General features: G+C 39.4%; 18 protein-coding genes. 6 read left to right on the top strand and 12 right to left on the bottom strand.

Going from position 1 to position 19,582, the window contains the following annotated elements:
• Window positions 1-7: 7 nt before the first annotated feature.
• Window positions 8-826 (bottom strand): serine O-acetyltransferase, encoded by an 819-nt coding sequence (cysE, locus tag I6E80_RS02170; RefSeq protein WP_002958786.1) that lies wholly within the window; start codon window positions 824-826, stop codon window positions 8-10.
• A 610-nt stretch (window positions 827-1,436) separates the two neighbouring features.
• On the opposite strand from cysE, the gene I6E80_RS02165 reads away from it, so the two are divergent.
• Complete coding sequence (locus tag I6E80_RS02165; RefSeq protein WP_171972306.1) at window positions 1,437-1,841, top strand: hypothetical protein; 405 nt, start codon at window positions 1,437-1,439, stop codon at window positions 1,839-1,841.
• Window position 1,842: 1 nt separating this feature from the next.
• Window positions 1,843-2,163: a helix-turn-helix domain-containing protein gene (locus I6E80_RS02160; protein ID WP_024598636.1), complete on the top strand. Its 321-nt coding sequence runs from the start codon at window positions 1,843-1,845 to the stop codon at window positions 2,161-2,163.
• A gap of 191 nt (window positions 2,164-2,354) precedes the next feature.
• Here the strand turns inward: I6E80_RS02160 and I6E80_RS02155 are convergent, their stop codons facing one another.
• Window positions 2,355-5,237, bottom strand: a complete 2,883-nt coding sequence (locus tag I6E80_RS02155; RefSeq protein WP_197184666.1) for a pitrilysin family protein — start codon at window positions 5,235-5,237, stop codon at window positions 2,355-2,357.
• A gap of 251 nt (window positions 5,238-5,488) precedes the next feature.
• Here I6E80_RS02155 and I6E80_RS02150 point away from each other — a divergent pair, with 251 nt between their 5' ends.
• Window positions 5,489-6,445, top strand: coding sequence for a methylenetetrahydrofolate reductase (locus I6E80_RS02150; protein ID WP_024598638.1), 957 nt, complete (start codon window positions 5,489-5,491; stop codon window positions 6,443-6,445).
• 330 nt (window positions 6,446-6,775) lie between these two features.
• On the opposite strand, the gene I6E80_RS02145 is transcribed toward I6E80_RS02150, so the two are convergent.
• The 3 genes from I6E80_RS02145 to I6E80_RS02135 all read right to left on the bottom strand — a co-directional run bounded on the left by I6E80_RS02145 (window position 6,776) and on the right by I6E80_RS02135 (window position 9,952).
• Complete coding sequence (locus I6E80_RS02145; protein WP_197184665.1) at window positions 6,776-7,756, bottom strand: sensor domain-containing diguanylate cyclase; 981 nt, start codon at window positions 7,754-7,756, stop codon at window positions 6,776-6,778.
• 58 nt (window positions 7,757-7,814) lie between these two features.
• Window positions 7,815-9,062: a DEAD/DEAH box helicase gene (locus tag I6E80_RS02140; protein ID WP_101217537.1), complete on the bottom strand. Its 1,248-nt coding sequence runs from the start codon at window positions 9,060-9,062 to the stop codon at window positions 7,815-7,817.
• A gap of 188 nt (window positions 9,063-9,250) precedes the next feature.
• Window positions 9,251-9,952, bottom strand: a complete 702-nt coding sequence (locus I6E80_RS02135; RefSeq protein WP_024598641.1) for a DUF3581 domain-containing protein — start codon at window positions 9,950-9,952, stop codon at window positions 9,251-9,253.
• Window positions 9,953-10,127: 175 nt separating this feature from the next.
• Between I6E80_RS02135 and I6E80_RS02130 the strand changes: the two genes are divergently transcribed.
• Entirely contained in the window at window positions 10,128-10,946 is an 819-nt protein-coding gene (locus tag I6E80_RS02130; protein ID WP_231616680.1) for a CPBP family intramembrane glutamic endopeptidase, read from the top strand.
• Between the two features lie 101 nt (window positions 10,947-11,047).
• Window positions 11,048-11,440: a hypothetical protein gene (locus I6E80_RS02125; protein ID WP_197184663.1), complete on the top strand. Its 393-nt coding sequence runs from the start codon at window positions 11,048-11,050 to the stop codon at window positions 11,438-11,440.
• Window positions 11,441-11,444: 4 nt separating this feature from the next.
• On the opposite strand, the gene I6E80_RS02120 is transcribed toward I6E80_RS02125, so the two are convergent.
• From I6E80_RS02120 to proB, 4 genes are all read right to left on the bottom strand, one after another.
• The gene (locus I6E80_RS02120) at window positions 11,445-11,744 is read right to left on the bottom strand and encodes a hypothetical protein (RefSeq protein ID WP_021032137.1); all 300 of its coding nucleotides are present in this window, start codon (window positions 11,742-11,744) and stop codon (window positions 11,445-11,447) included.
• Window positions 11,745-11,925: 181 nt separating this feature from the next.
• Entirely contained in the window at window positions 11,926-13,410 is a 1,485-nt protein-coding gene (gene gltX, locus I6E80_RS02115) for a glutamate--tRNA ligase (RefSeq protein ID WP_007581594.1), read from the bottom strand.
• A 39-nt stretch (window positions 13,411-13,449) separates the two neighbouring features.
• Window positions 13,450-13,809 carry a glutaredoxin domain-containing protein gene (locus I6E80_RS02110; protein ID WP_007581591.1) on the bottom strand — a complete coding sequence of 120 codons (360 nt, stop codon included), beginning with the start codon at window positions 13,807-13,809 and terminating at the stop codon, window positions 13,450-13,452.
• 116 nt (window positions 13,810-13,925) lie between these two features.
• Window positions 13,926-15,029 (bottom strand): glutamate 5-kinase, encoded by a 1,104-nt coding sequence (gene proB / locus I6E80_RS02105; RefSeq protein WP_197184662.1) that lies wholly within the window; start codon window positions 15,027-15,029, stop codon window positions 13,926-13,928.
• A gap of 119 nt (window positions 15,030-15,148) precedes the next feature.
• Here proB and I6E80_RS02100 point away from each other — a divergent pair, with 119 nt between their 5' ends.
• Window positions 15,149-16,108: a DMT family transporter gene (locus I6E80_RS02100; RefSeq protein WP_024604368.1), complete on the top strand. Its 960-nt coding sequence runs from the start codon at window positions 15,149-15,151 to the stop codon at window positions 16,106-16,108.
• On the opposite strand, the gene I6E80_RS02095 is transcribed toward I6E80_RS02100, so the two are convergent.
• The 3 genes from I6E80_RS02095 to pdsO are packed head-to-tail and all read right to left on the bottom strand — an operon-like array spanning window position 16,003 to window position 19,418.
• Entirely contained in the window at window positions 16,003-16,608 is a 606-nt protein-coding gene (locus I6E80_RS02095; protein WP_197184661.1) for a class GN sortase, read from the bottom strand. The genes I6E80_RS02100 and I6E80_RS02095 overlap by 106 nt on opposite strands.
• Window positions 16,605-18,641, bottom strand: coding sequence for a marine proteobacterial sortase target protein (locus I6E80_RS02090; protein WP_197184660.1), 2,037 nt, complete (start codon window positions 18,639-18,641; stop codon window positions 16,605-16,607). The genes I6E80_RS02095 and I6E80_RS02090 overlap by 4 nt, the downstream gene beginning before the upstream one ends.
• Before the next feature lie 45 nt (window positions 18,642-18,686).
• The gene (pdsO, locus tag I6E80_RS02085) at window positions 18,687-19,418 is read right to left on the bottom strand and encodes a sortase-associated OmpA-like protein PdsO (protein ID WP_197184659.1); all 732 of its coding nucleotides are present in this window, start codon (window positions 19,416-19,418) and stop codon (window positions 18,687-18,689) included.
• Window positions 19,419-19,582 lie beyond the last annotated feature (164 nt).

Genomic DNA, 19,582 nt, shown 5'->3' with positions numbered 1-19,582 from the left:
TCATTACCTATAGCATTGCACTCGTGTGCGATTCGTTTTCAGGCTCAGGATTTGCTAAAAAGTTTTGGTTCATACTTTGCGCCGGACACTCACAATCCGGTCGACCAATAATTTTAGCGGGTACGCCAACAGCGGTTGTGTGTGGTGGAACATTGCTAAGTACAACTGAGCCCGCGCCAATTCGTGCGCCCTCACCTACTTCAATATTACCCAGTACTTTAGCACCCGCGCCAATTAATACGCCCGCTCTAATTTTAGGATGACGATCGCCCTGCTCATTGCCTGTACCGCCAAGCGTTACAGATTGCAAAATTGATACGTTATCTTCAATTACCGCTGTTTCACCAATAACAATACCGGTTGCGTGGTCAAACATAATGCCTTTACCCACTTTACATGCTGGGTGAATATCGACCCCAAACACTTCAGAGTTACGGCTTTGAATAAAGCGTGCTAACTCTTTGCGATTTTGTTGCCACAAACAATTAGCCAAACGGTGCGCCTGAATAGCATGAAAACCTTTTAGATTTAATATAACCGTAAGATAGGTTTCTGATGCAGGATCGCGGTCTTTTACCGCTTTAATGTCCTCAGCAACAAATGAGAGCATACGGTCACATTTTACAAATGCTTGGTCGAACAGCTCTCGGATAGTGAATGCAGATACAACCGCATCAGCCAACTTATTAGCAACAATAAAGCTCAATGCCGAACCTAAACAATCATGATTCAAAACACATGAATAAACATGACTTGCTAATAATGGTTCACGTTTTACTACATCGTTAGCTTCATCGCGAAGCTGTTGCCAAATTGCATGACGCATAATACTGCACTGCCTTAAGTTGATATAAAATAGCCTTTTCCCAAGTCTAACGGATTTAGCCACTAAGGTGTTAATCCCTTAGTTATTTGTTCTGGTTATTAGATATAACTAGGGCGTGTTGATCTTTGGTGATTGGATTTGCAGCTGTATATTTGGTTTTTAGGCAAGGCAGAGCCTATGTAGCGTGGTTACTCCCCATAAATAGGCGATAACGCAGCATAAAGACCAAACATGCGCTGCCCTTTGGGTTCTTTCTAGGGACGATTAACTCTTTGTTGCTCGGTTTTTACTTAGCCCACTAGGTTACAAACCTCGCGCCGCGATTAAATCGACCCTAGATTGAACAAATTTCAATCCACAGAGTTCAACACGCCCTAGCACCCAGAAATGATATTTTAAATACATACCCACTTTTTAGATTAAGTTATACGACAGTTGCTAAAATTTCCAATACATACTTAAAATACAATAAATTAATAAAAATCAAAAGCTAACAACATATGACAGCTCACCTGTCATATGCCAATATAGCTACTGGCGTACCGCTGACGGCGTAAAAAATAAAAACAAACGCTAAATTAGCATCATCAACTCAACAAGGATAACGATGATGAAAAACGATATATTAAATACAAGAAAATTAGGTTACAAATTTTACTTTCAAGATGGCGATGATCAAATAGCGTGTTTTGGTAGCTACTTTACAGGGAAAGAAGAAGTATACGTAAATGATGAACTTATAAGTAATAAGCGTAACCAAAGGATTCACAGTGGCCATCAATTTAATATTGGTGACAATGATTTTAAAGTAATGTTTGAAATGCGTAATATTTTAACTGGCAAGTTAGAGTGCTCACTTTATAAAAATGGCCAATTTATAAAAAGTTATGAACAATCATCATTATTAAATAACCCAAAAACTTCGTTAAAAGTGCTTTTTGGCTGCTTTTTTGGAGGCCTAGTTGGTGGCTACTTGCTAATTATAATTTTAGAATTCTTGATTGGGAAGCTTTAAAATGCAACTTAATCCTAAAACAATAAAAGAACTTAGGCAGCAATTTAATTGGACGCAACAGCAACTTGCTGATGCCTGCGATGTAAGCTTGAGAACAATCCAACGGGTAGAAAAAGAAGGCGCGGCATCAAAAGAAACCACAATGGCTTTATGCGCGGTTTTAGAAGTACGCCAGGGTAAATTAATTAAGCTTGATGAAGATACAACACCTCTCGGTGGTGCAACAACTTTAAACAAGCACACTATAACCACGGTGTTAGCATTGTCATCAGTAGTCAGCTTCATATTAGGCATGATAACTGTTTTTTTTATTATGAAATAAAGAGCTACAGCAATATCAAAATATAAGTCGAAAGAGCTACGTGGCCACATCACTTTAGTTGTAATAATAAGTGCAATGATACTTTTTGGGTTAGGTGTAAAAATTGGTTCAATACTATATCCAACACCATAAAAAATGCCCCAATATATGGGGCATTTTAATTATCTTAACTTATATAACTATTTAAACCTTCATTGAAAGACTTTATCGACTTTCATCACTTCAATATTTTTTGCAGGAATGGCTAATTTGTAATCAGCAATTACTTTATCCTCAGCAACCAACTCAGCAGGTTTATTAGTGTTGTAAACCATTGGTGATGTTTGCTCAGACGCTAAACGTTTTTGCATATCAGCACCGTCTGCAGTTATAAACACATATTGAACATTGTCTGTTTGTAAGTTTTCTTTAATAACGCGATTTACATCAGCAACGCTTAGCGTTTTAAGTTTATTAGTAACGTAACTTACAAAGCTATCTGTGTTGTAAAATTCGCTATCAAGTGCGTAACCTAATTGGCGATTTTGACTTGCGACCATTTGCGGCACAAAGTTAATTAAAAAGTTACGCGTTGCTTCAAAGTCATCTTCGCTCATACCATTTTTAATTAGCTTATCTAGCTCAAACAAGGCTGTACGTGTTGCAAAGTGCGCATCGTTATTAGAGCGAAGTGGGCGTAACCACACTTGAAAAATTTGCTCAGAGCGCCCTAGGTTTGCATCAGGCTTGGTTTGAAACATACCACGTGGAAAATATTCAATGTATGCGTAATCGCCGTAGTTCATGCCGCGAGTTTCACGAATGCGCTCATATAAAAAGCTGTTAGAACTACGGTGCTCACCAAAGTACGAACGCACAAGCCAAAGGGCTGTCCAGTCTTCGCTACTTCTTATTGTATCAATAGGAAAACCAAACGATACCGCAGTCGATTGTGCCGATTTTTCTACAATCGTTGCATGATGACCTTTAAGCACTGGCGCATCAGGAATACTTATACGGCTTTGCTCACCTTTTGGTAGCGTTGCAAAATCGCTCATCATTTTAGCTTTAAGTTTTACAGGCACAGCCCCAATTAAGCCAACCGTGAGTTTTGATTGCGTAAGCTCGCTGTTATAAAACGCTTTAACATCATCCAGCGTCAACGCTTCTAAATCCGAAATATCACCGTAGTTGTAACTTTCATAAGGGTGATTTTTGTAAAGCGCACTGTATAGCACTTCTTTGCCTAGCTCTTCATCGTTAGATGCTTTTAAGCCTGACTTAATGCCGTCGATCATTTCTTTTTTAAGGCGCTTAAAATCGTCATATCTAAAACCTGGATTTAGTAATTGATCGCTCACAAGTGTATACCACTGCGCCGCATTATCTTTATGAATACGCCCTTGAAACGACAGCATTTCTTTATCTATTTGGTAGCCAAAGCTACCCGCAAGCGGATAAAGTGCTTTTTGAATATCTTTATAGCTCGTCGCCTCTGAGCCACCTTGTGCAAGCATAGCCGCAGTTAACGCAGCAACACCTTTTTTACCTTGTGGGTCGGCAGCCGCACCAGTATTGAATAAAAAGTTAACATCAATTAATGGCGAGCTATTCGTTTTATCAAGCACTTTAAATACAGGTGCCGCAGGTGCTTGTTCAAGCTTTGCAGTAAGCGTATTTAAATCAACTTCTTGCTTAAAACCTGGGGCTTTATCAAGTGCCGACATTGTTAATGTGGTACGTGCGTTATCAGTAAAGTATTTATTAGCAACGGCTTTAATATCTGCGCTGGTAATATCATCTGCCGATTTATATAGCTGGTTTATAACCTCAGGATCGCGCTCAAAATGCATGTAGCTGGCAAGGGTTGATGCAATCGCTTGCGATGAGTCTAAGCCATTAATAAAGCTGTATTTAAGGTTCGATTTTAAATCACTCAACTTTTGCTCATCAACAAGCTCAGTGCGTGCTTTTGCATAAGTTCGGTTAATCGCATCGCGTGCAGTGGCTAAATCGTCTGCGTTTTCTACTTTAACAAATACGTGTAATAAACCCGGATCTTTAGTCTCTGGGTTATAGGTAAACATTTGGCTGGCAATTTGTTTGTCGACCACTAGCTCTTGATATAGATCTGAATTATTTGAAAAATAAAGCTGTGAAATTAAATCAAGTGCCGCTCTGTCCTTTTTAGCAGGCTCCCACGCAGCGCCTTTGTACGATACAAGTAACCAATGCCCTGGTAGTGCTTCATCTTGCTGGTGCAAATATTTTGGTGCTTGTTGAACAGGCTCTGCTGTAATGTCAGCAACATAGTTACCTTTTTTCCAGCTTCCCCAATGCTTTTTAACCATTGCCATTGTTGCTTGTGGGTCTACATCGCCCACGATGACAAGTGACACATATTCAGGCTTATAAAACTTAGCAAAAAATTCTTTCCCGTACGCCATTTGATCAGGCATGGCTTCTATGTCTTTAAAAAAGCCCATAGTGGTGTGTTTATACGTGTGCTTATCAAAGGCTTCTTCGCGTACAGCACTTAATAATTTACGAATTGGGCTCGCGTTGTTTTTTAAGTACTCACCTTTTACCGTTTGTGCTTCGGTTCTAAATTGCTCTTTGGTGTAGGTTAAGTTTTGAAAAATATCAGCTTCAAGCTCAAGTACTTTATCAAGATGCTGCTTTGAAAAGTTTAAATGGTAATTTGTGTAATCGTTTGTTGTATAAGCGCGGTTATCAACACCTGAATTTTTTAATATGTCTGAATATACGTCTTCAGGGTATTTTTGTGAGCCTTTAAACATCATGTGTTCAAAAAAGTGAGCAAAACCTGTTTTGCCCTCTTCAACTTCGTTACGCGATCCAACCGATACCGGAATTTGCAGCGACACTACATCAGGGTAATCGGTTTTAACAACCATGACACGTAAGCCGTTTTCTAGCTCTTCAATTAAATAATCTTGCGAAAAAACACGATCATCAGCTTTATTTACTTGTTCTTGTTGTGCTGTTGTTTGCGTGCTTTGGTTTTGTTGCATGGCGCAACCCGTTAACGCCAGCGATACCGCTAAGCTAGTTGCTAATAATTTAAATTTCATTGTTGTCCCTTTTTAAATTGAGCAAATTTGTTGTTAGATTTAACTCTTTAATTATGCCCCAAAGCCAATAAATATAAGAGCCCCAAGGGAATTTATTATGTAAACAACTGTGTCATTTATAAATAATGGGAACAATTGTGTATGAATAAAAGTCATGTTAGTTGAAAAATTTTCACTAAATAAATCTATCTAGACGTCTAAATGGCTGCTATATTAAATCCATCAAAACGCACTTGGCTGGAATGAGGATTATGGCTTTATCATTAAAAGAGAAAATAGAGGACACCAATCAAGGTGTTTATCTTATTGGTACTACCCCGCCTAAAATAGGCACCGATAAAGCGCAATTAAAAACTATTGCAGAAAAGCTATTAGGTCGCTTACACGAAATTGAATACGACGGCGTAATAATTTACGACATTCAAGACGAAAGCAGTCGAACTAATCAAGCGCGCCCGTTTGCGTTTAAACAAACCGTTGATCCGCGTGAATACAGCCATTTACTACGTGATTTATCTGCACAAGATGTAATTACTTATAAAAGTGTGGCGCAGCGTGGCGTAGGCGAATTTAAAGATTGGCTAAGTGAAACTAAAAACGACTACGATTTACAAAATGTAGTTTTAGTAGGGAGCCCGTCATCGGTAGGCGATATAAAGCTAAGCCTGCCAGATGCGTATAAAGCATTAGCTGAGCAATCAGATGATTTCTTTTTAGGGGGCGTTACGATTGCCGAGCGCCATTCAAGTAAACGAAATGAGCACGAACGATTAATAGAAAAAACAGCACAAGGTTGTCAGTTTTTTATATCGCAAGCTGTTTACGACGCACAAGCGACTATAGAGCTAATTACTAGCTACGCACGTACATGTAAAGCACAAGGGATTACACCACAACGTATTATATTAACGTTTACCCCGTGCGGCGGCGAAAAAACCTTAGAATTTATGCAATGGTTGGGTATCTCAGTGCCAGAGGCAACTAAATGGCGCATGCTTGATGCAGACAATACATTAAGCGAATCCGTCCGTATTTGCCGCGAGAACCTCGACTTAATACTTAAAAGCTGTGCACATTTAGACGTGCCGCTGGGCTTAAATATTGAAAGCTTAACAAACCGTAAAGAAGAAATTGATGCATCAATAAACTTATACCGTTTATTAAAAGCCATTATGGAATTGAACCTTGCGGAAAAGCTAATTGCTTAGAGCTTGAGCCTAAACTAATTCACACCCTTCTTGGCAAGCCTAGTGGCTTGCTTTTTTATGTCCGTTCTTTGAGAAATGAATTAATAAATACAAGTAAAGATTTGCAGCTTAAGCTATTTATTAAAGCTATTTTTGGTTATTACTCTCAAGCCTTTTTAAGGCAAACCCCATAGAGGAGCACATAACACCAAAAATTATTCCCTCATTAGATATAAATCTAATGTTAGGGAACGTTTCAAATAAGCTTATTATTGCTAAGGAAAAAATAAAACCTATCGCAGAAAAACTAGCCAAGTTTGTGTGGCATGAGTCATAACGAACTTCCTTTTATTATTGTTCTTTTTTAGCTAGCTTATACGCTTGTTTATTTTTATACATTGCCTGGTCTGCATCATTTAATAGCGTTTCAAAAGGCTGCTTTTGTTTGTTAGTAAAGCTATAACCTATGCTGAGCGATAAATCGCACACGTTTACTTTAAGTAAGGCTTTTGAATACTCGGTCGAAATTTTATTCATAATATAGTTAATTTTACTTTTATCGCTTACTTGCATTACTGCAACAAACTCATCGCCACCTAAACGCCCTACTATATCGGCATCTCTTAAATGCGTTTTTAGCGTATCTGCCAATATAATCAATGCTTTGTCACCCACTTCATGTCCGCAAGTGTCGTTTAATTTTTTAAAGTCGTTTATATCAATAAACAAACAACACACGTCAAAACCTAAACGTAGCGCTAAGTTAAGCTTTTGCTGAGCTAGTAAGTTAAGTGCTCGGCGATTATAAATATTAGTTAATGAGTCTAACATGGCTATTTCACGCATTTGCTCATAGCTATAAACAAGCGCTAAGTCGTCTTCAATCAAATCGCGTAGCTGTTCTATGAGTTCAAAGTATTCATCGGTATAGCTTGTTATTTTAGTGTCTTTTAAACATAACGTGCCAAACACTTCGCCTTCAGGCCAATGAATGGGTAAACCTAGGTAGGATTCAACACCGTCTTCAACGACTTCTGACAGGGTATTCCATGTATCGTTATTACTTGCATCATTAACATATAATGTATTGTTAGTTTCAGCTACGTGGCGACAAAACAGAGGAGTTTGAGGAGGGAGTATAGGGTTGGTCTCAAAGTTAGATCCACCCTCGTTACTTCTAATAACAACGCGATAGCCTTTGCTTGTTGCCTGAACTATATAACCAGACGGGGCTGAAAAAAGCCCCGTTATAAGATCAATTGTTTTTTGCCATTTATGCAAAGATATTTGGCCATCAATACCAGAAAATGCCCATTGATCAATTTCAAACATTGCTTTACCTCGGCTGCTTAGTAGCTCCAGTATAGGCAAAAAAGCAAAGTAAAAGCTATTATTTACGACGTCTACTTGGCTCTCTTTTACCAGTGATGCGTTTTTTATCGCGATCTTTTCGCGACTTATTGGTGTTTTTACGATTGTCTTTTGGCTTTTTATTAGGATCTGGCTCGTAACCTTCTAACCACTGCGGCGTTAGACGAGTATCGAGTAATACTTCAATTTCTTCTAGCAGCCATTGCTCATCAAGACTTACCAGCGACATAGCAAGTCCTTGTTCACCTGCACGACCTGTACGGCCAATACGGTGCACGTAATCCTCGGCAATGTAAGGTAGTTCAAAGTTAATTACGTATCTAAGTGTTGAAATATCTAAACCACGCGCAGCTACATCGGTTGCAACAAGTACGCGTGTAATACCTTCTTTAAAGTTTTGTAGTGCGCGGTCGCGCGCGCCTTGTGATTTGTCGCCATGGATTGATTCGGTTTTTAAACCGTCTTTACACATTTCTTTAGCGAGCTGATCAGCCATTTGTTTTGTGCGAGTAAAAATAAGCACTTGTCGCCAGTTTTTCATGCCAATCATGTGCGATACAAGTTCGCGCTTACGATCCTCATCTACAGCGTAAATAACTTGCTCTACTTCAACTGCGGCTGAGTTACGTTTATCAACTTCAATTAGCTCTGGGTTTTTAAGTAGTTTTTTACTGAGTTCAAACACGCTGTCATCAAACGTAGCTGAAAATAGTAAAGTTTGGCGATCGCCTGGGATATGACGCAATATACGTCTAATTTCATCAATAAACCCCATATCAAGCATGCGGTCAGCTTCGTCAAACACTAAAGAGTCTACGCTTGAAAGTACCACACTGCCTTTAACTATATGATCAAGTAAACGTCCAGGTGTTGCCACTATAACTTGGGCTGTTTTAAGTGCTTTTATTTGTGGACCAATACTTACGCCGCCATACGCTAAAGCACCATTAATGTTAGTGCCTTGTGCGTACTTTTCAAAGCTGGCAAATACTTGCTGAGCAAGCTCTCGTGTTGGCGTTAAAATTACAACGCGAGCAATGCCTGGCTCATCTTTTTTGGGGGTATTTAAAAGCTTATGTAACAGCGGTAAAACAAAAGCAGCTGTTTTACCCGTACCTGTTTGTGCACTGCCCATTACATCACTTCCGGCTAAAATAGGCGGAATAGTTTTAATCTGAATTGCGGTAGGCTGAGTGTAATTATTTTGCTCAATCGCAGTTAATAATAACGGGTCGAGATTAAGTGATGAGAACGTAGTGGCAGACATAGGCTTAGCTTTAAAATAACAAAGAGCGCTATTGTACGCATATTACTGTACTGCGTAAATTAACCAGTTCAGAAAAGTATTTAATCGTAGTTACTCACTTTCGCTTTAGCGCTAAAACAATAAAAAAACCAATAAAAAAGGCGCTAAATAACAGTTGTATTTAGCGCCTTTTATAATTTTCTGTAGCTTTAAGCTGGCTTTAGTGTCGCTTTACGTTCGTTGTAAAACGCTATTAAATCGTCAACTGTTGCTTGGCAGTATTCGCGTATACCCGAAACCACCATGTGCTTTTCACCACTACCCACTTTAACGCCGTTTTCCAACAGGTTAAAACGTAGTGTGATTTTTCCGCGCTTACCGGCATACTCAAAACTAGGCTCTGCAAACTCAAGTTCTGGTTCTGTAATATCAAGATTATCAAGATTGATAAGCATTGATTCGTAAATCACCATCGGACGAGCAGGGTTTATCATTACCTCTTGCTTACCCATTAATGGAATAATTACATGCGGAAAAGTAGTACCAGAAAACTCAACATAATTTTTTATAAGACTATTAGTTAATGCTGGGCATTGGCTGGTTTTACCGCTGCGCTTTACCTTTAAAATTACTTTTTCGCCATTGGTAACATCAAACTCATCAGCTCCCTCAGGAAAATTAAGTTTGGTGTTTTCATCAACCATACCAGCAAAAGTAAATTCCATTTGTTCACTAATACCGTAGCGGTCTAGTACCAATGAAAAAAGTAAGTCTCCTGGCGCGCAAAACTTTTTGGCATCTTTGTCGTGAAGTGGATTGTAATCGTCAGCAACGCATTTAGCGAATCGACAACCCTGCTCACGAGAGATAGAAACATAATCAGCATGCTGCTGAAAAAAAGGACTTAACATAGTTTGTTCACTGCTTAAACTGCTTATAACCTATCTATATTACCAGAAAAAAAATATTGAGAGGTCGAATCTGTTAGATTAATGGCTAAATAAAACAGAGCAATAAAAAACAATGACTTTTTATTTATTAGCGCTATCAATTATATGTGTTTTTCCGTACTGCAAAATATCAATAATGCGGCAACCCCTTTGGCACTACTTACTAGCTTTAGGTGTTGTAAGTGCGTATTTTCAAGGTTATATAAATTTATATGCTCTGCTGTTCACTGGGCTTTACGTTGTTTTATACTACTGTGTGCAAAATACAAAGCGGGCAATAATACGCGCTATATTAAGTACTGTTTTTATAGTTTCCTCATTGGCATTAGCGCTTCATTGGGTGCCTGGTTTTAGTAACCTCCCTATTGTTATAGACGAGCGTATTACAAGCGATGCGATTACTTTTACCCTTTATGCTAATTTTGATAAAGCTATGGCTGGGTTATTTCTTTGTGCTTACTTTTTTTCAAACCTAGATTCAAATAAAAAGCCTTTAAAAACAGACTCTAATAAAGCGGGCTCATTAAACGTTAAACAACCCATTTTTATAATTATTGCTACTGTTTTAGCTTCGCTCACTGCGGCTTTAATGCTTGGACTTGTAAGCTTTAACCCAAAAGTGCCCAACTTTTGGTTAGCCTTTATTGCTATTAATCTTTTATTTACCTGTGTAGCTGAGGAAGCTTTGTTTAGAGGATTACTACAAACTAAGCTTAGCAAAATAATTACACCGACCCGTTTAGCAATACTTGCCCCTGTAATTACTGCAGGTATTTTTGCTTTGGCACATTTTGCAGGAGGGTTTAACTATGTATTGGTTTCGTTTATTGCAGGCTTAGGATATGGCTATGCTTTTTATAAAACGCGGCGCTTAGAGTGGGCTATTTTATGCCATTGGTTAGTTAATGTTTGTCACTTCTTTTTGTTTACTTACCCTATGCTCAGTAAAATCTAAATACATTTACAAATGCTAACAATTTACTCAGCAGTAAACATTGCCAGCATTTGATTTTGTTAGTAATTTACTACTTTAAATAAATTAAAGGATTAATGAATATGCTACGTTTTATAGCAACAATAACTGTGCTCGCCACAATAACGGGTTGTTCAAGCATGACTTATCATACAGATATAGACAACGGCGTTTTATCTCAAGAAATTGGCACCTACGTTAATAAAAGAGATTTACAGCAATTTTATAGCGATCAAGAAGCTCACGAAAGTGGCGCAACACTTTTAGGCCGAATAGAAGCTGAAAGCTGTGATGGCGACGGTAGAGGTAAAAATAATGTAAGCTACAATCGCTCTAAATCAAACGCGATTGATTTACTTAAAGCTGATGCCATGCGCAAAGGTGGGAATGCTTTTACTATCAATTCTTGTAGTGAAACCTCTGTATCGTACTGCGACCTATCTGTTTTATGCACCGGACAGGCCTACGACTATTAATAACTTATATATTAAGCGCAAAGCTCAGTAGCACACGCTTTCCAGACTCGATTTTAGATACGCTGTGTTCGTACTTATCGGGTCTGAATAAATACACGCGATTAAATAAATTTATAATGCATTTTGAACATTTAAATACCCCACCCGCTTTAGGTTTTTCTAATACAAAGTTGAGCTTGTAATAGCGCCCTTGCTGCACAGGGTCAATATGGTTCATTACGCTGTGATTAGTTGGGTAAGTAACAAGGTTTATCGAAAATGTATTACTGCTAAAAATAGCTTTGTTTTTAACGGTTGCAATCATACTGCCTCCTATGAGTTTATATGCCGCATTGTAGCATTTAGTAAATTATGAATGCTTAGGCTAAACAATATCAAAATACGATGTCATATAGCTAAACAGACTGAAACAAAAAAGCCGAGCTTAATAAAGCTCGGCTTTTAATACTTTTAACAACTAACTATTGAGCCGTTATTATTAAATACTATGCGCTTGGGTATTCGCGGTACGCACGTTCTATATTTTTAGCCTGCTTTTTAGAAATACCTAAATGAGCAAGCGCTACACGTAAACGGGCGCGTGATAGGTCAGAGCCTAAAATTTCCATTGCATCAAGCACTGACGTACTTGATGTTTTGCCAGTAATTGCGACAAATATTGGCTCTAAAAAGTCTTTAATTTTTAACTCATGGAATGTTGCAACTTCTTTTGCGATTGCAAAAATAGCGGGTTTTTCAAAGCTACGCAAACCTTCAAGCTGCCATACAAAAAATTGTAGCGCTTGGCGAATTACGTTTTCGTCTGCTTTGCCGGCTGTTAATAACGCAGGATCGTAAGTTGGAATTCCGCCTACAAAGTGCCCTGCTAGTTCAACCATATCCGACAGTGTATTAATACGTGTTTTAACTTCTGGTAATATTTTAGCGAGCATTTCGCCGTTAAACTTCCAATCAACAAAGCGCTGAATTAACTGTTCGTCGGTTAGGTTTTCGCGGATCCACATGCCGTTTAACCAGCTTAGTTTATCTACGTCAAATACCGGACCACCAAGCGATACACGCTTCATGTCAAAGTTTTCAATCATTTCATTAAGTGTGAATTTTTCACGCTCATCTGGCATTGACCAACCCATACGACCTAAGTAGTTAAGTACGGCTTCTGGCAGGTAACCCATTTCTTTATAGTAATTAATAGACGTTGGGTTTTTACGCTTAGACAGCTTTGATTTATCTGGGTTACGTAGTAATGGTAAGTGACCAAGTACTGGTGCTTCCCAACCAAAATCTTCATACAGTTTTAATAACTTAGGTGCTGAGTTAATCCACTCTTCACCACGGAAAATATGACTAATTTCCATGTGGTGGTCGTCAACTACGTTCGCTAAAAAGTACGTTGGGAAACCATCTGCTTTTAAAAGTACTTGCATGTCTACGTTTTCCCACGGGATCTCAATTTCATCACGTAGGTAGTCGTTAAACTTAAATGTGCCTTCGCTTGGGATTTTCATACGTATAACGTAAGGTTTGCCTTCAGCTAAGTTTGCTTTAATTTCTTCATCTGTATGGTTTAAACCACGGCCGTCGTATTTAGGGCGTAAGCCTTCTGCCATTTGCTCTTCACGCATTTGATCAAGCTCTTCGCTTGTTGCAAAGCAGTAAAACGCTTTACCATCGTCAACTAACTGATGCGCGTACTTTTTATATAAATCGCTACGCTCAGATTGACGGTAAGGACCAAATTCGCCACCCACATCAGGACCATGATCCCACTCAAGCCCTAACCAACGTAGGCTATCCATAATCGCAAGTTCAGACTCTGGCGTGCTACGTACTTGGTCTGTATCTTCTATACGAAGTACAAATTCACCGCCTTGTTGTTTAGCAAAACAGTAGTTAAATAAGGCGATATAAGCGGTGCCAAGATGCGGGTCACCAGTTGGCGACGGGGCAACACGGGTGCGAATTGTCATGGTATATTCTCTTTAAATAAGTGAGATAGTAAAAGTGGTTTATGCAGCTACTTTGTTTAAATAAGCAATAATATCGTTTGATTCATACAGCCATTGTACTTGGCCATTTTGCTCTATACGCAGGCAAGGTACTTTAACTTTGCCACCTTGCTCTAGTAGCTCTTGACGATATTGCTCATTGTCTTTTGCATCACGCGTTTCTATGTTTAAGCCTTCGCGTTTAATGGCGCGACGTACTTTTACACAAAACGGGCATGCTTTAAATTGATACAGTTTAAATTGTGAGGTTTGCTGATCAAGCTGTGCTTGCTCGTCGCTTGCACGCTTTTTACTGCGAGGAGTAAATACAAAATTAAAGAATAAGATTATACAACCTAAAAACCAACGAACTAATTTCATGTTCTGTGCTCTGCTTACAACAATTTAAGGAGCCAGATTTTAGCACAAATTTACAATCAAAAAAGTGTAATACTCCGAGAATTACACTCAAGTAATTTAATTTACTAAAAGTGCTTCTATAGCAATACCATATCATCCCTATGAAGTACTTCTGCGCCACTATCGTAATCGAGTAATTGGCCTATTTGACTAGAGTGCGCACCCTTTATTTTATTTACCTCAACGCTACTAAATCGCGTTAAGCCCCGTGCAATCACTTGATTTTTTGCATCTATTAAATCAATTAAATCACCGCGTTCAAAATTTCCAAATGCATTAGTAACGCCTTTAGCGAGTAAACTTGCGCCTTTATTTTGAAGGGCACCAATAGCACCCGTATCAATAACAATTTGACCGGTACTTTTAGGCCCGGCTAGTAGCCATTTTTTACGGCCATCTTTTGGGGCGGTGAGTTTTAAAAAACGCGTGCCTGGTAACTCGTCACTCATACATTTTAAAATAACGTTTTTACCTGCACCTTTAGCAATAATAACTTCAACGCCTGCGCGCCTTGCAATATCGGCGGCTTGCAGTTTAGTTGCCATACCGCCGGTGCCTAAATTTGTGCCACTGCCACCAGCAAGTTGGCGAAGTTCATCGTTTATATGTGTTACTTCGCCAATGAGGGTGGCATCGGCGTTTGTGCGCGGATCGCTGGTAAATAAGCCTTCTTGATCGGTAAGTAGCAATAATTTATTAGCATTAGCCAAAATAGCGACAAGCGCCGATAAATTATCGTTGTCGCCTACTTTTATTTCACTGGTAGCGACTGCGTCATTTTCGTTAATGATGGGTACAACGTCGTAATTTAATAACGCATTGAGTGTATCGCGGGCATTAAGGTAGCGCTCTCTGTCGTCTACATCAGCGCGAGTAAGCAGCATTTGTCCTACATTTATCCCATATAAACCAAACAAGCTCTGCCAAATATGAATGAGTTGACCTTGTCCAATTGCAGCAAGCATTTGTTTATCAATTAAGCTTCTGCCACAGGGTTTTAAGAGTTGTTCGCGCCCAGCAGCTACCGCGCCGCTCGAGACTAAAATAACGTGATGTCCCAGCTTTTTAAGCTCGCAGCATTGGCGTACTAATTCAACCATGTGCGCTTTATCTAGTTTATCGGTGCCGCCAGTAAGTACGCTTGTACCAAGCTTTACAACTATTACCTGTTCCCTTTGCATGTGCTTTTTACTAATCATTAATTAAAGATGAATTAATTTATACCAGCTCGGTATTTTTGAACAAGTTAAAAATATTCATGCTAGGATCTGATTTTATTAAATTATATAAATTACTCTCTATGCCTGCCAGTTTGTGTTTAATTATTGCCACCTTTTTATGGGGCAGCTCTTTTATAGCGCTTAAATATGCCATTGCCATTTACGACCCTGCCTTGGTAATATTTTTACGCATGCTCACCACGTTAGTTTTATCGCTTTGCTTATGGCGCTACGTTATTCGGTTTGAGTATTTAAAAGGTGACTGGAAATATTTAGTGGGTATGTCACTTGCTGAGCCTTGCTTGTACTTTTTATTTGAAGGCCATGCAATGGAATATACATCAGCCTCGCAGGCGGGTGTTATTGTGTCGTGCTTGCCTATAATTATTGCGCTGCTTGCCTTTTTATTACTTAAAGAATACATAAGCAAAGCCATTGTTGTTGGCTTTACGCTGTGTATTGGCGGCAGTATTTTACTTACGCTTCTTTCACCCAATTCTGAGCAAGCACCTAATCCGTTACTAGGTAACTTTTTAGAGCTGATGGCTATGGTGTGCGCTGCATTTTATACCGTAAGTATTAAACATTTAGCTAATCGCTACTCCCCCCTTACTTTAATTGCTTTGCAAGGTATTAGCGGTAGTTTGTTTTTTGCGCCATTTTTATTTTTTATCGACCTACCAAGCGAAAATCAACATGACCTTACAGCGCTTATGAGCATTTTATATTTAGGCTCGTGTGTAACCCTTGGCGGCTACGGCATGTACAATTATGCTATTAGCAAAGTATCGGTATTAACCGCGGCTGCATACTCTAATTTAATTCCTATTTTTACACTTATTTTGTCAGCTATTATTTTGGGCGAAGTGCTCAACGTCTGGCAATGGCTGAGCATATTTGTGGTATTTATTGGTGTAATGGTAAGCCAGCGCCATCAAGAACTTGTGGTTGACATACCACTTAGTGAATCGGGTGAAGATATTTGCGCAGATACAAGCAATCTTAAATCAGTACCCGAGGCAAGCGAATCAAAAGGGTAACAGGTAAGCAAATACAGCCCAGGTGTTTGTAAAAATGAGTTTTGGGATTGATGAATAACCTCAATCCCCGTTACTTTATAATGTTGTACCTCCCCACTTTGTAACTGCAAAGTAAACTCATCACCCACTTTGGCGTGTTGTAAAAATGCAAAATGGGTGTCGTTATGCCCTGCTATTAGCGCGCCTTTGTTGTTACCAAACTCTTTACCACCAAGCGCCCCTGCGGGTAAAAATTGGCTTGGCGCAAATGCTAAGTTACGCCCGCTTGCTCCTGCCAATACACTTAAAGTTTTATTGTGGCTTGGCCAATTAAGCTTTGCAGTAACGTAACTGTCTGCGTAATACCACGGTTTTACTTTAGTGCCGGGTGATTTAAGCGCCTCTTGCCATGCTTGCTCAATTAACACTTGAGCAAGCCACGCTTTTGCCTGCATATAAGTGCCGTGCCCAAATAATCCAAGCCCAGCTATTAGTAAGCCCGCGCTTAGCCACTTTTTCATTTATGCTCCCTACTTAATTTAAGCCCTCGGTTTATTTTAAGCGCGCCAAATCCTAATAATAAAATACAGCCTAATACTATATGCAGCCTGCTTTGCCCATCGGTTTGTGGTAAACGCATTGCCATACCTTGCGGTACTGCATTAGTAGCTTGCGCCGTTTGCTCTGCCACTTCTTTTATTTGAGTTTGTTCAATCGCTATAAAAGCAGTAAACGGGCTAAGTAATTGATGAGTAAGTGCGAGCTGCTGTACTTCATCTTTAACTGTATTTTGCTCGTTGTATAAAAGTAATGACTTAATTTTTTGTCGTGCCCACAGTTTTGCTATACCTTTTGCATCTGAGCTATTTTGTGTACTTAATTTAATACTTAAAGGCCCTTGTGCAGTTTGCCCAGCAAGTACCACTCTTTTAGTATTATTAAGTTTTATAGCGACCATAATAGGCTCACCAAAATATAAATCAGGTAGTGGTGATGGCCAAAAATCTAAGCTGTTACCGCTTTCATCGCTTAGCGCCAAATTAGTAATAGCCGGATGTGCAAGCTTATCAAACAACTGCTGCATTTTAGGTTGCACCTCGCTTGTGCTGCCTATAAACGTAAATGAGCCTTTGCCTATATCTGCCGCTCGGCGCATAAAAAAGCTGTTAGGTGCGCTGCCAATACCCACTGTAAATAAGCGGCTATCGCCTAATTTACTTTGAATATTTTTAAACAATACGTCTTCATTACTTACGCTGCCATCGGTTAAAAATACAACTTGGCGTACAAAACCATCAAACTCGCTGCCATCAAGTACGGCATTAAGGGCACCTTGTATTTCAGTGCCGCCGTCGGCTTCTAGGCTATAAATAAATCGCTCTGCACGGCGTAAATTAAAGTCGCTGGCTATAAGTGGTTTATCGCTCATTGGAGTCACTATGTTATCAAAACCAATTATGTTAAAGCTGTCGTCGCTATCAAGTAATGAAAGCGCATAAAACAAGGCTTTTTTAGCTTGCTCCATAGATTGCCCGTGCATAGAGCCTGACGTATCAACTACAAATACCATTTCGCGAGGTAATCGCTGAGTTTGTGTAAAGTGATCCCCTGGTGGCATTAGCATAGCAAGCCCGTATCGGTCACCATTTTCAAACTGCTGAGTAAAAAATGCGGCTTGAGCTTGCTCTTTTTGCAGCGGTTTAAACTCCAGTACAAAGTCGCGATTAACTGCATTTTTCTCATTTAACGCTATTTTATATTGCCCAAACGCGGTGTTTTGCACATTAACATTATGAAATTTAGAATTGATATCCACCAGCTCTAAGCCCACGTCTATATCAATGTTTAAGCTAAATTGGCTACTTGGTGCGTTATCAGTTTGAGTACTATTTTGAGTGATGTTTTGAGTGCTGTAAACAGGGCTCAACCATCCCGTTGGGAGCGGATTAACATGCGTTTGGTTTTGAGTATTAACTTCAACTTCACCACTAATCGCGTGATAACGCGGTGTAATGGTAGTAGGAAACCTAATAGCAAATGTGCCGCTGCTGTAATCTATAATTTCTTGATATTCAAGATCAATAATTACTTGCTCACCAGGGCCAATGTTTGCCACATTCGTAATAAACATATTGGCGCGTTGCTGGCGTACAAAGGCCGCTTGCTTACCTGCTTTTTTAGCCTCCTCGTATTTTTTTTCAGCTTCCACTTTTTTATCAATTTGGCCTTTAATGACTCGCTCACCTATACGCATCGTCATGGCATGTACGGCGCTTTCATCTGGCAGTGGAAAAACATAGCGCGCATTAACCGCAAACGGGTTTTCGTTTTGATAGGTCTGCGTTACTACAACATGATTAATCAGGCCGGTTAAGGTCATATTAGCGTCGCTTTTTAATATTATTGCTGGCCCTGCTGACGCACCATTGCTATCAAAAAGCTCTAACTTGGGTGATTGCGCATGGCTTTTAAAGCTCGCTAACAGCACAATCACTATGAATATAAAAATGCTTACTTTAGTAAGCATTTTGGTTGGTTTACTCAATTTAAACATAAATCACTCCATCGAACGCTTAGCTTTACTTAGATTCAGTTAGTTTTAGTTACTCGCCGTTTGGCCATTTACACTATTCATTGAGCGAGTGGTAAGCGTTACGCGTCTATCAAAAAAGTTGTCTTCCACCGTGTTGCTGTTAGCCAACGTTTGCTGCTCGCCAAATGCCTGCGTGCTTAAGCGCTTATGGCTCACACCGTGTTTTATTAAATAGCTTTGCACAGCATTTACACGTGCTTTAGAAAGTAAAAGATTTGCTTGCTCATCGCCGCGCTGATCGGCAAAGCCACTTAAATCAAGTGCGAGTTGTGGTTGGTTGTTTAACAAGGTAATGAGTTGATCTAACTGCAGCGTAAAATGCGGGGCAATAACACTTGAACCTGTTTTAAATTGTACCGTCATCGCCAATAAGTTATTAATTTGAACTTGAGTTAACTGCTCATTTTGATTGGCAAGCACTTCTAGCTGTTGCTCTAACATATTATTGTGGTTAAGCACGTGTTGGTAATCGCTGGTTTTTTCTTTCATAACCGTAATGGCACGCTCTTGCTCTGCAATTTTGTTATCAGCTACTTTTGAATCACCTATTAAGCCACCGGCAAATGCCCCAATAAACGCACCAATTGGCCCGCCCACTACGCCGCCAATAATAGCGCCTGCACCTAGCCCAATAGCCGTTTCTTTATGGGCTTCTTTTGATGGCGAGTTAGATGTTGAGGCAATTGCTGGAGTACAAAAACTAGCAACCAGTGTTAATGCAATTAATGTCTTCTTCATGATTTGATCCTTAAACTTACTTTTTAATTTGTGACGTTTTGTTTTGATGGCTGTATTAAAACAAGCTCAAGTGGCAATAAAGGGGATCAAAAATGGCAAACTGCTGAGCAATTGTGGCAAAAAAATGGCAATTGCCTTTTTAAGCGTACTTAGCTTAAAAACTT

Source organism: Pseudoalteromonas sp. NSLLW218 (genome assembly GCF_015864775.1).
Taxonomy (GTDB): domain Bacteria; phylum Pseudomonadota; class Gammaproteobacteria; order Enterobacterales; family Alteromonadaceae; genus Pseudoalteromonas.
The sequence above is the reverse complement of the archived record's forward strand: the minus strand, read 5'-3'. Positions and strand labels throughout refer to the sequence as shown.

What these genes read in the sequence shown, in the direction of transcription:
- I6E80_RS02125 (WP_197184663.1), top strand. Translation starts at nt 11,048, where the DNA reads ATGCTACGTTTTATAGCAACAATAACTGTGCTCGCCACAATAACGGGT.
- proB (WP_197184662.1), bottom strand. Translation starts at nt 15,029, where the DNA reads ATGCAAAGGGAACAGGTAATAGTTGTAAAGCTTGGTACAAGCGTACTT.
- I6E80_RS02100 (WP_024604368.1), top strand. Translation starts at nt 15,149, where the DNA reads ATGCCTGCCAGTTTGTGTTTAATTATTGCCACCTTTTTATGGGGCAGC.
- I6E80_RS02160 (WP_024598636.1), top strand. Translation starts at nt 1,843, where the DNA reads ATGCAACTTAATCCTAAAACAATAAAAGAACTTAGGCAGCAATTTAAT.
- gltX (WP_007581594.1), bottom strand. Translation starts at nt 13,410, where the DNA reads ATGACAATTCGCACCCGTGTTGCCCCGTCGCCAACTGGTGACCCGCAT.
- I6E80_RS02120 (WP_021032137.1), bottom strand. Translation starts at nt 11,744, where the DNA reads ATGATTGCAACCGTTAAAAACAAAGCTATTTTTAGCAGTAATACATTT.
- I6E80_RS02090 (WP_197184660.1), bottom strand. Translation starts at nt 18,641, where the DNA reads ATGTTTAAATTGAGTAAACCAACCAAAATGCTTACTAAAGTAAGCATT.
- I6E80_RS02145 (WP_197184665.1), bottom strand. Translation starts at nt 7,756, where the DNA reads ATGTTTGAAATTGATCAATGGGCATTTTCTGGTATTGATGGCCAAATA.
- pdsO (WP_197184659.1), bottom strand. Translation starts at nt 19,418, where the DNA reads ATGAAGAAGACATTAATTGCATTAACACTGGTTGCTAGTTTTTGTACT.
- I6E80_RS02140 (WP_101217537.1), bottom strand. Translation starts at nt 9,062, where the DNA reads ATGTCTGCCACTACGTTCTCATCACTTAATCTCGACCCGTTATTATTA.
- cysE (WP_002958786.1), bottom strand. Translation starts at nt 826, where the DNA reads ATGCGTCATGCAATTTGGCAACAGCTTCGCGATGAAGCTAACGATGTA.
- I6E80_RS02150 (WP_024598638.1), top strand. Translation starts at nt 5,489, where the DNA reads ATGGCTTTATCATTAAAAGAGAAAATAGAGGACACCAATCAAGGTGTT.
- I6E80_RS02130 (WP_231616680.1), top strand. Translation starts at nt 10,128, where the DNA reads ATGCGGCAACCCCTTTGGCACTACTTACTAGCTTTAGGTGTTGTAAGT.
- I6E80_RS02095 (WP_197184661.1), bottom strand. Translation starts at nt 16,608, where the DNA reads ATGAAAAAGTGGCTAAGCGCGGGCTTACTAATAGCTGGGCTTGGATTA.
- I6E80_RS02110 (WP_007581591.1), bottom strand. Translation starts at nt 13,809, where the DNA reads ATGAAATTAGTTCGTTGGTTTTTAGGTTGTATAATCTTATTCTTTAAT.
- I6E80_RS02135 (WP_024598641.1), bottom strand. Translation starts at nt 9,952, where the DNA reads ATGTTAAGTCCTTTTTTTCAGCAGCATGCTGATTATGTTTCTATCTCT.
- I6E80_RS02155 (WP_197184666.1), bottom strand. Translation starts at nt 5,237, where the DNA reads ATGAAATTTAAATTATTAGCAACTAGCTTAGCGGTATCGCTGGCGTTA.
- I6E80_RS02165 (WP_171972306.1), top strand. Translation starts at nt 1,437, where the DNA reads ATGAAAAACGATATATTAAATACAAGAAAATTAGGTTACAAATTTTAC.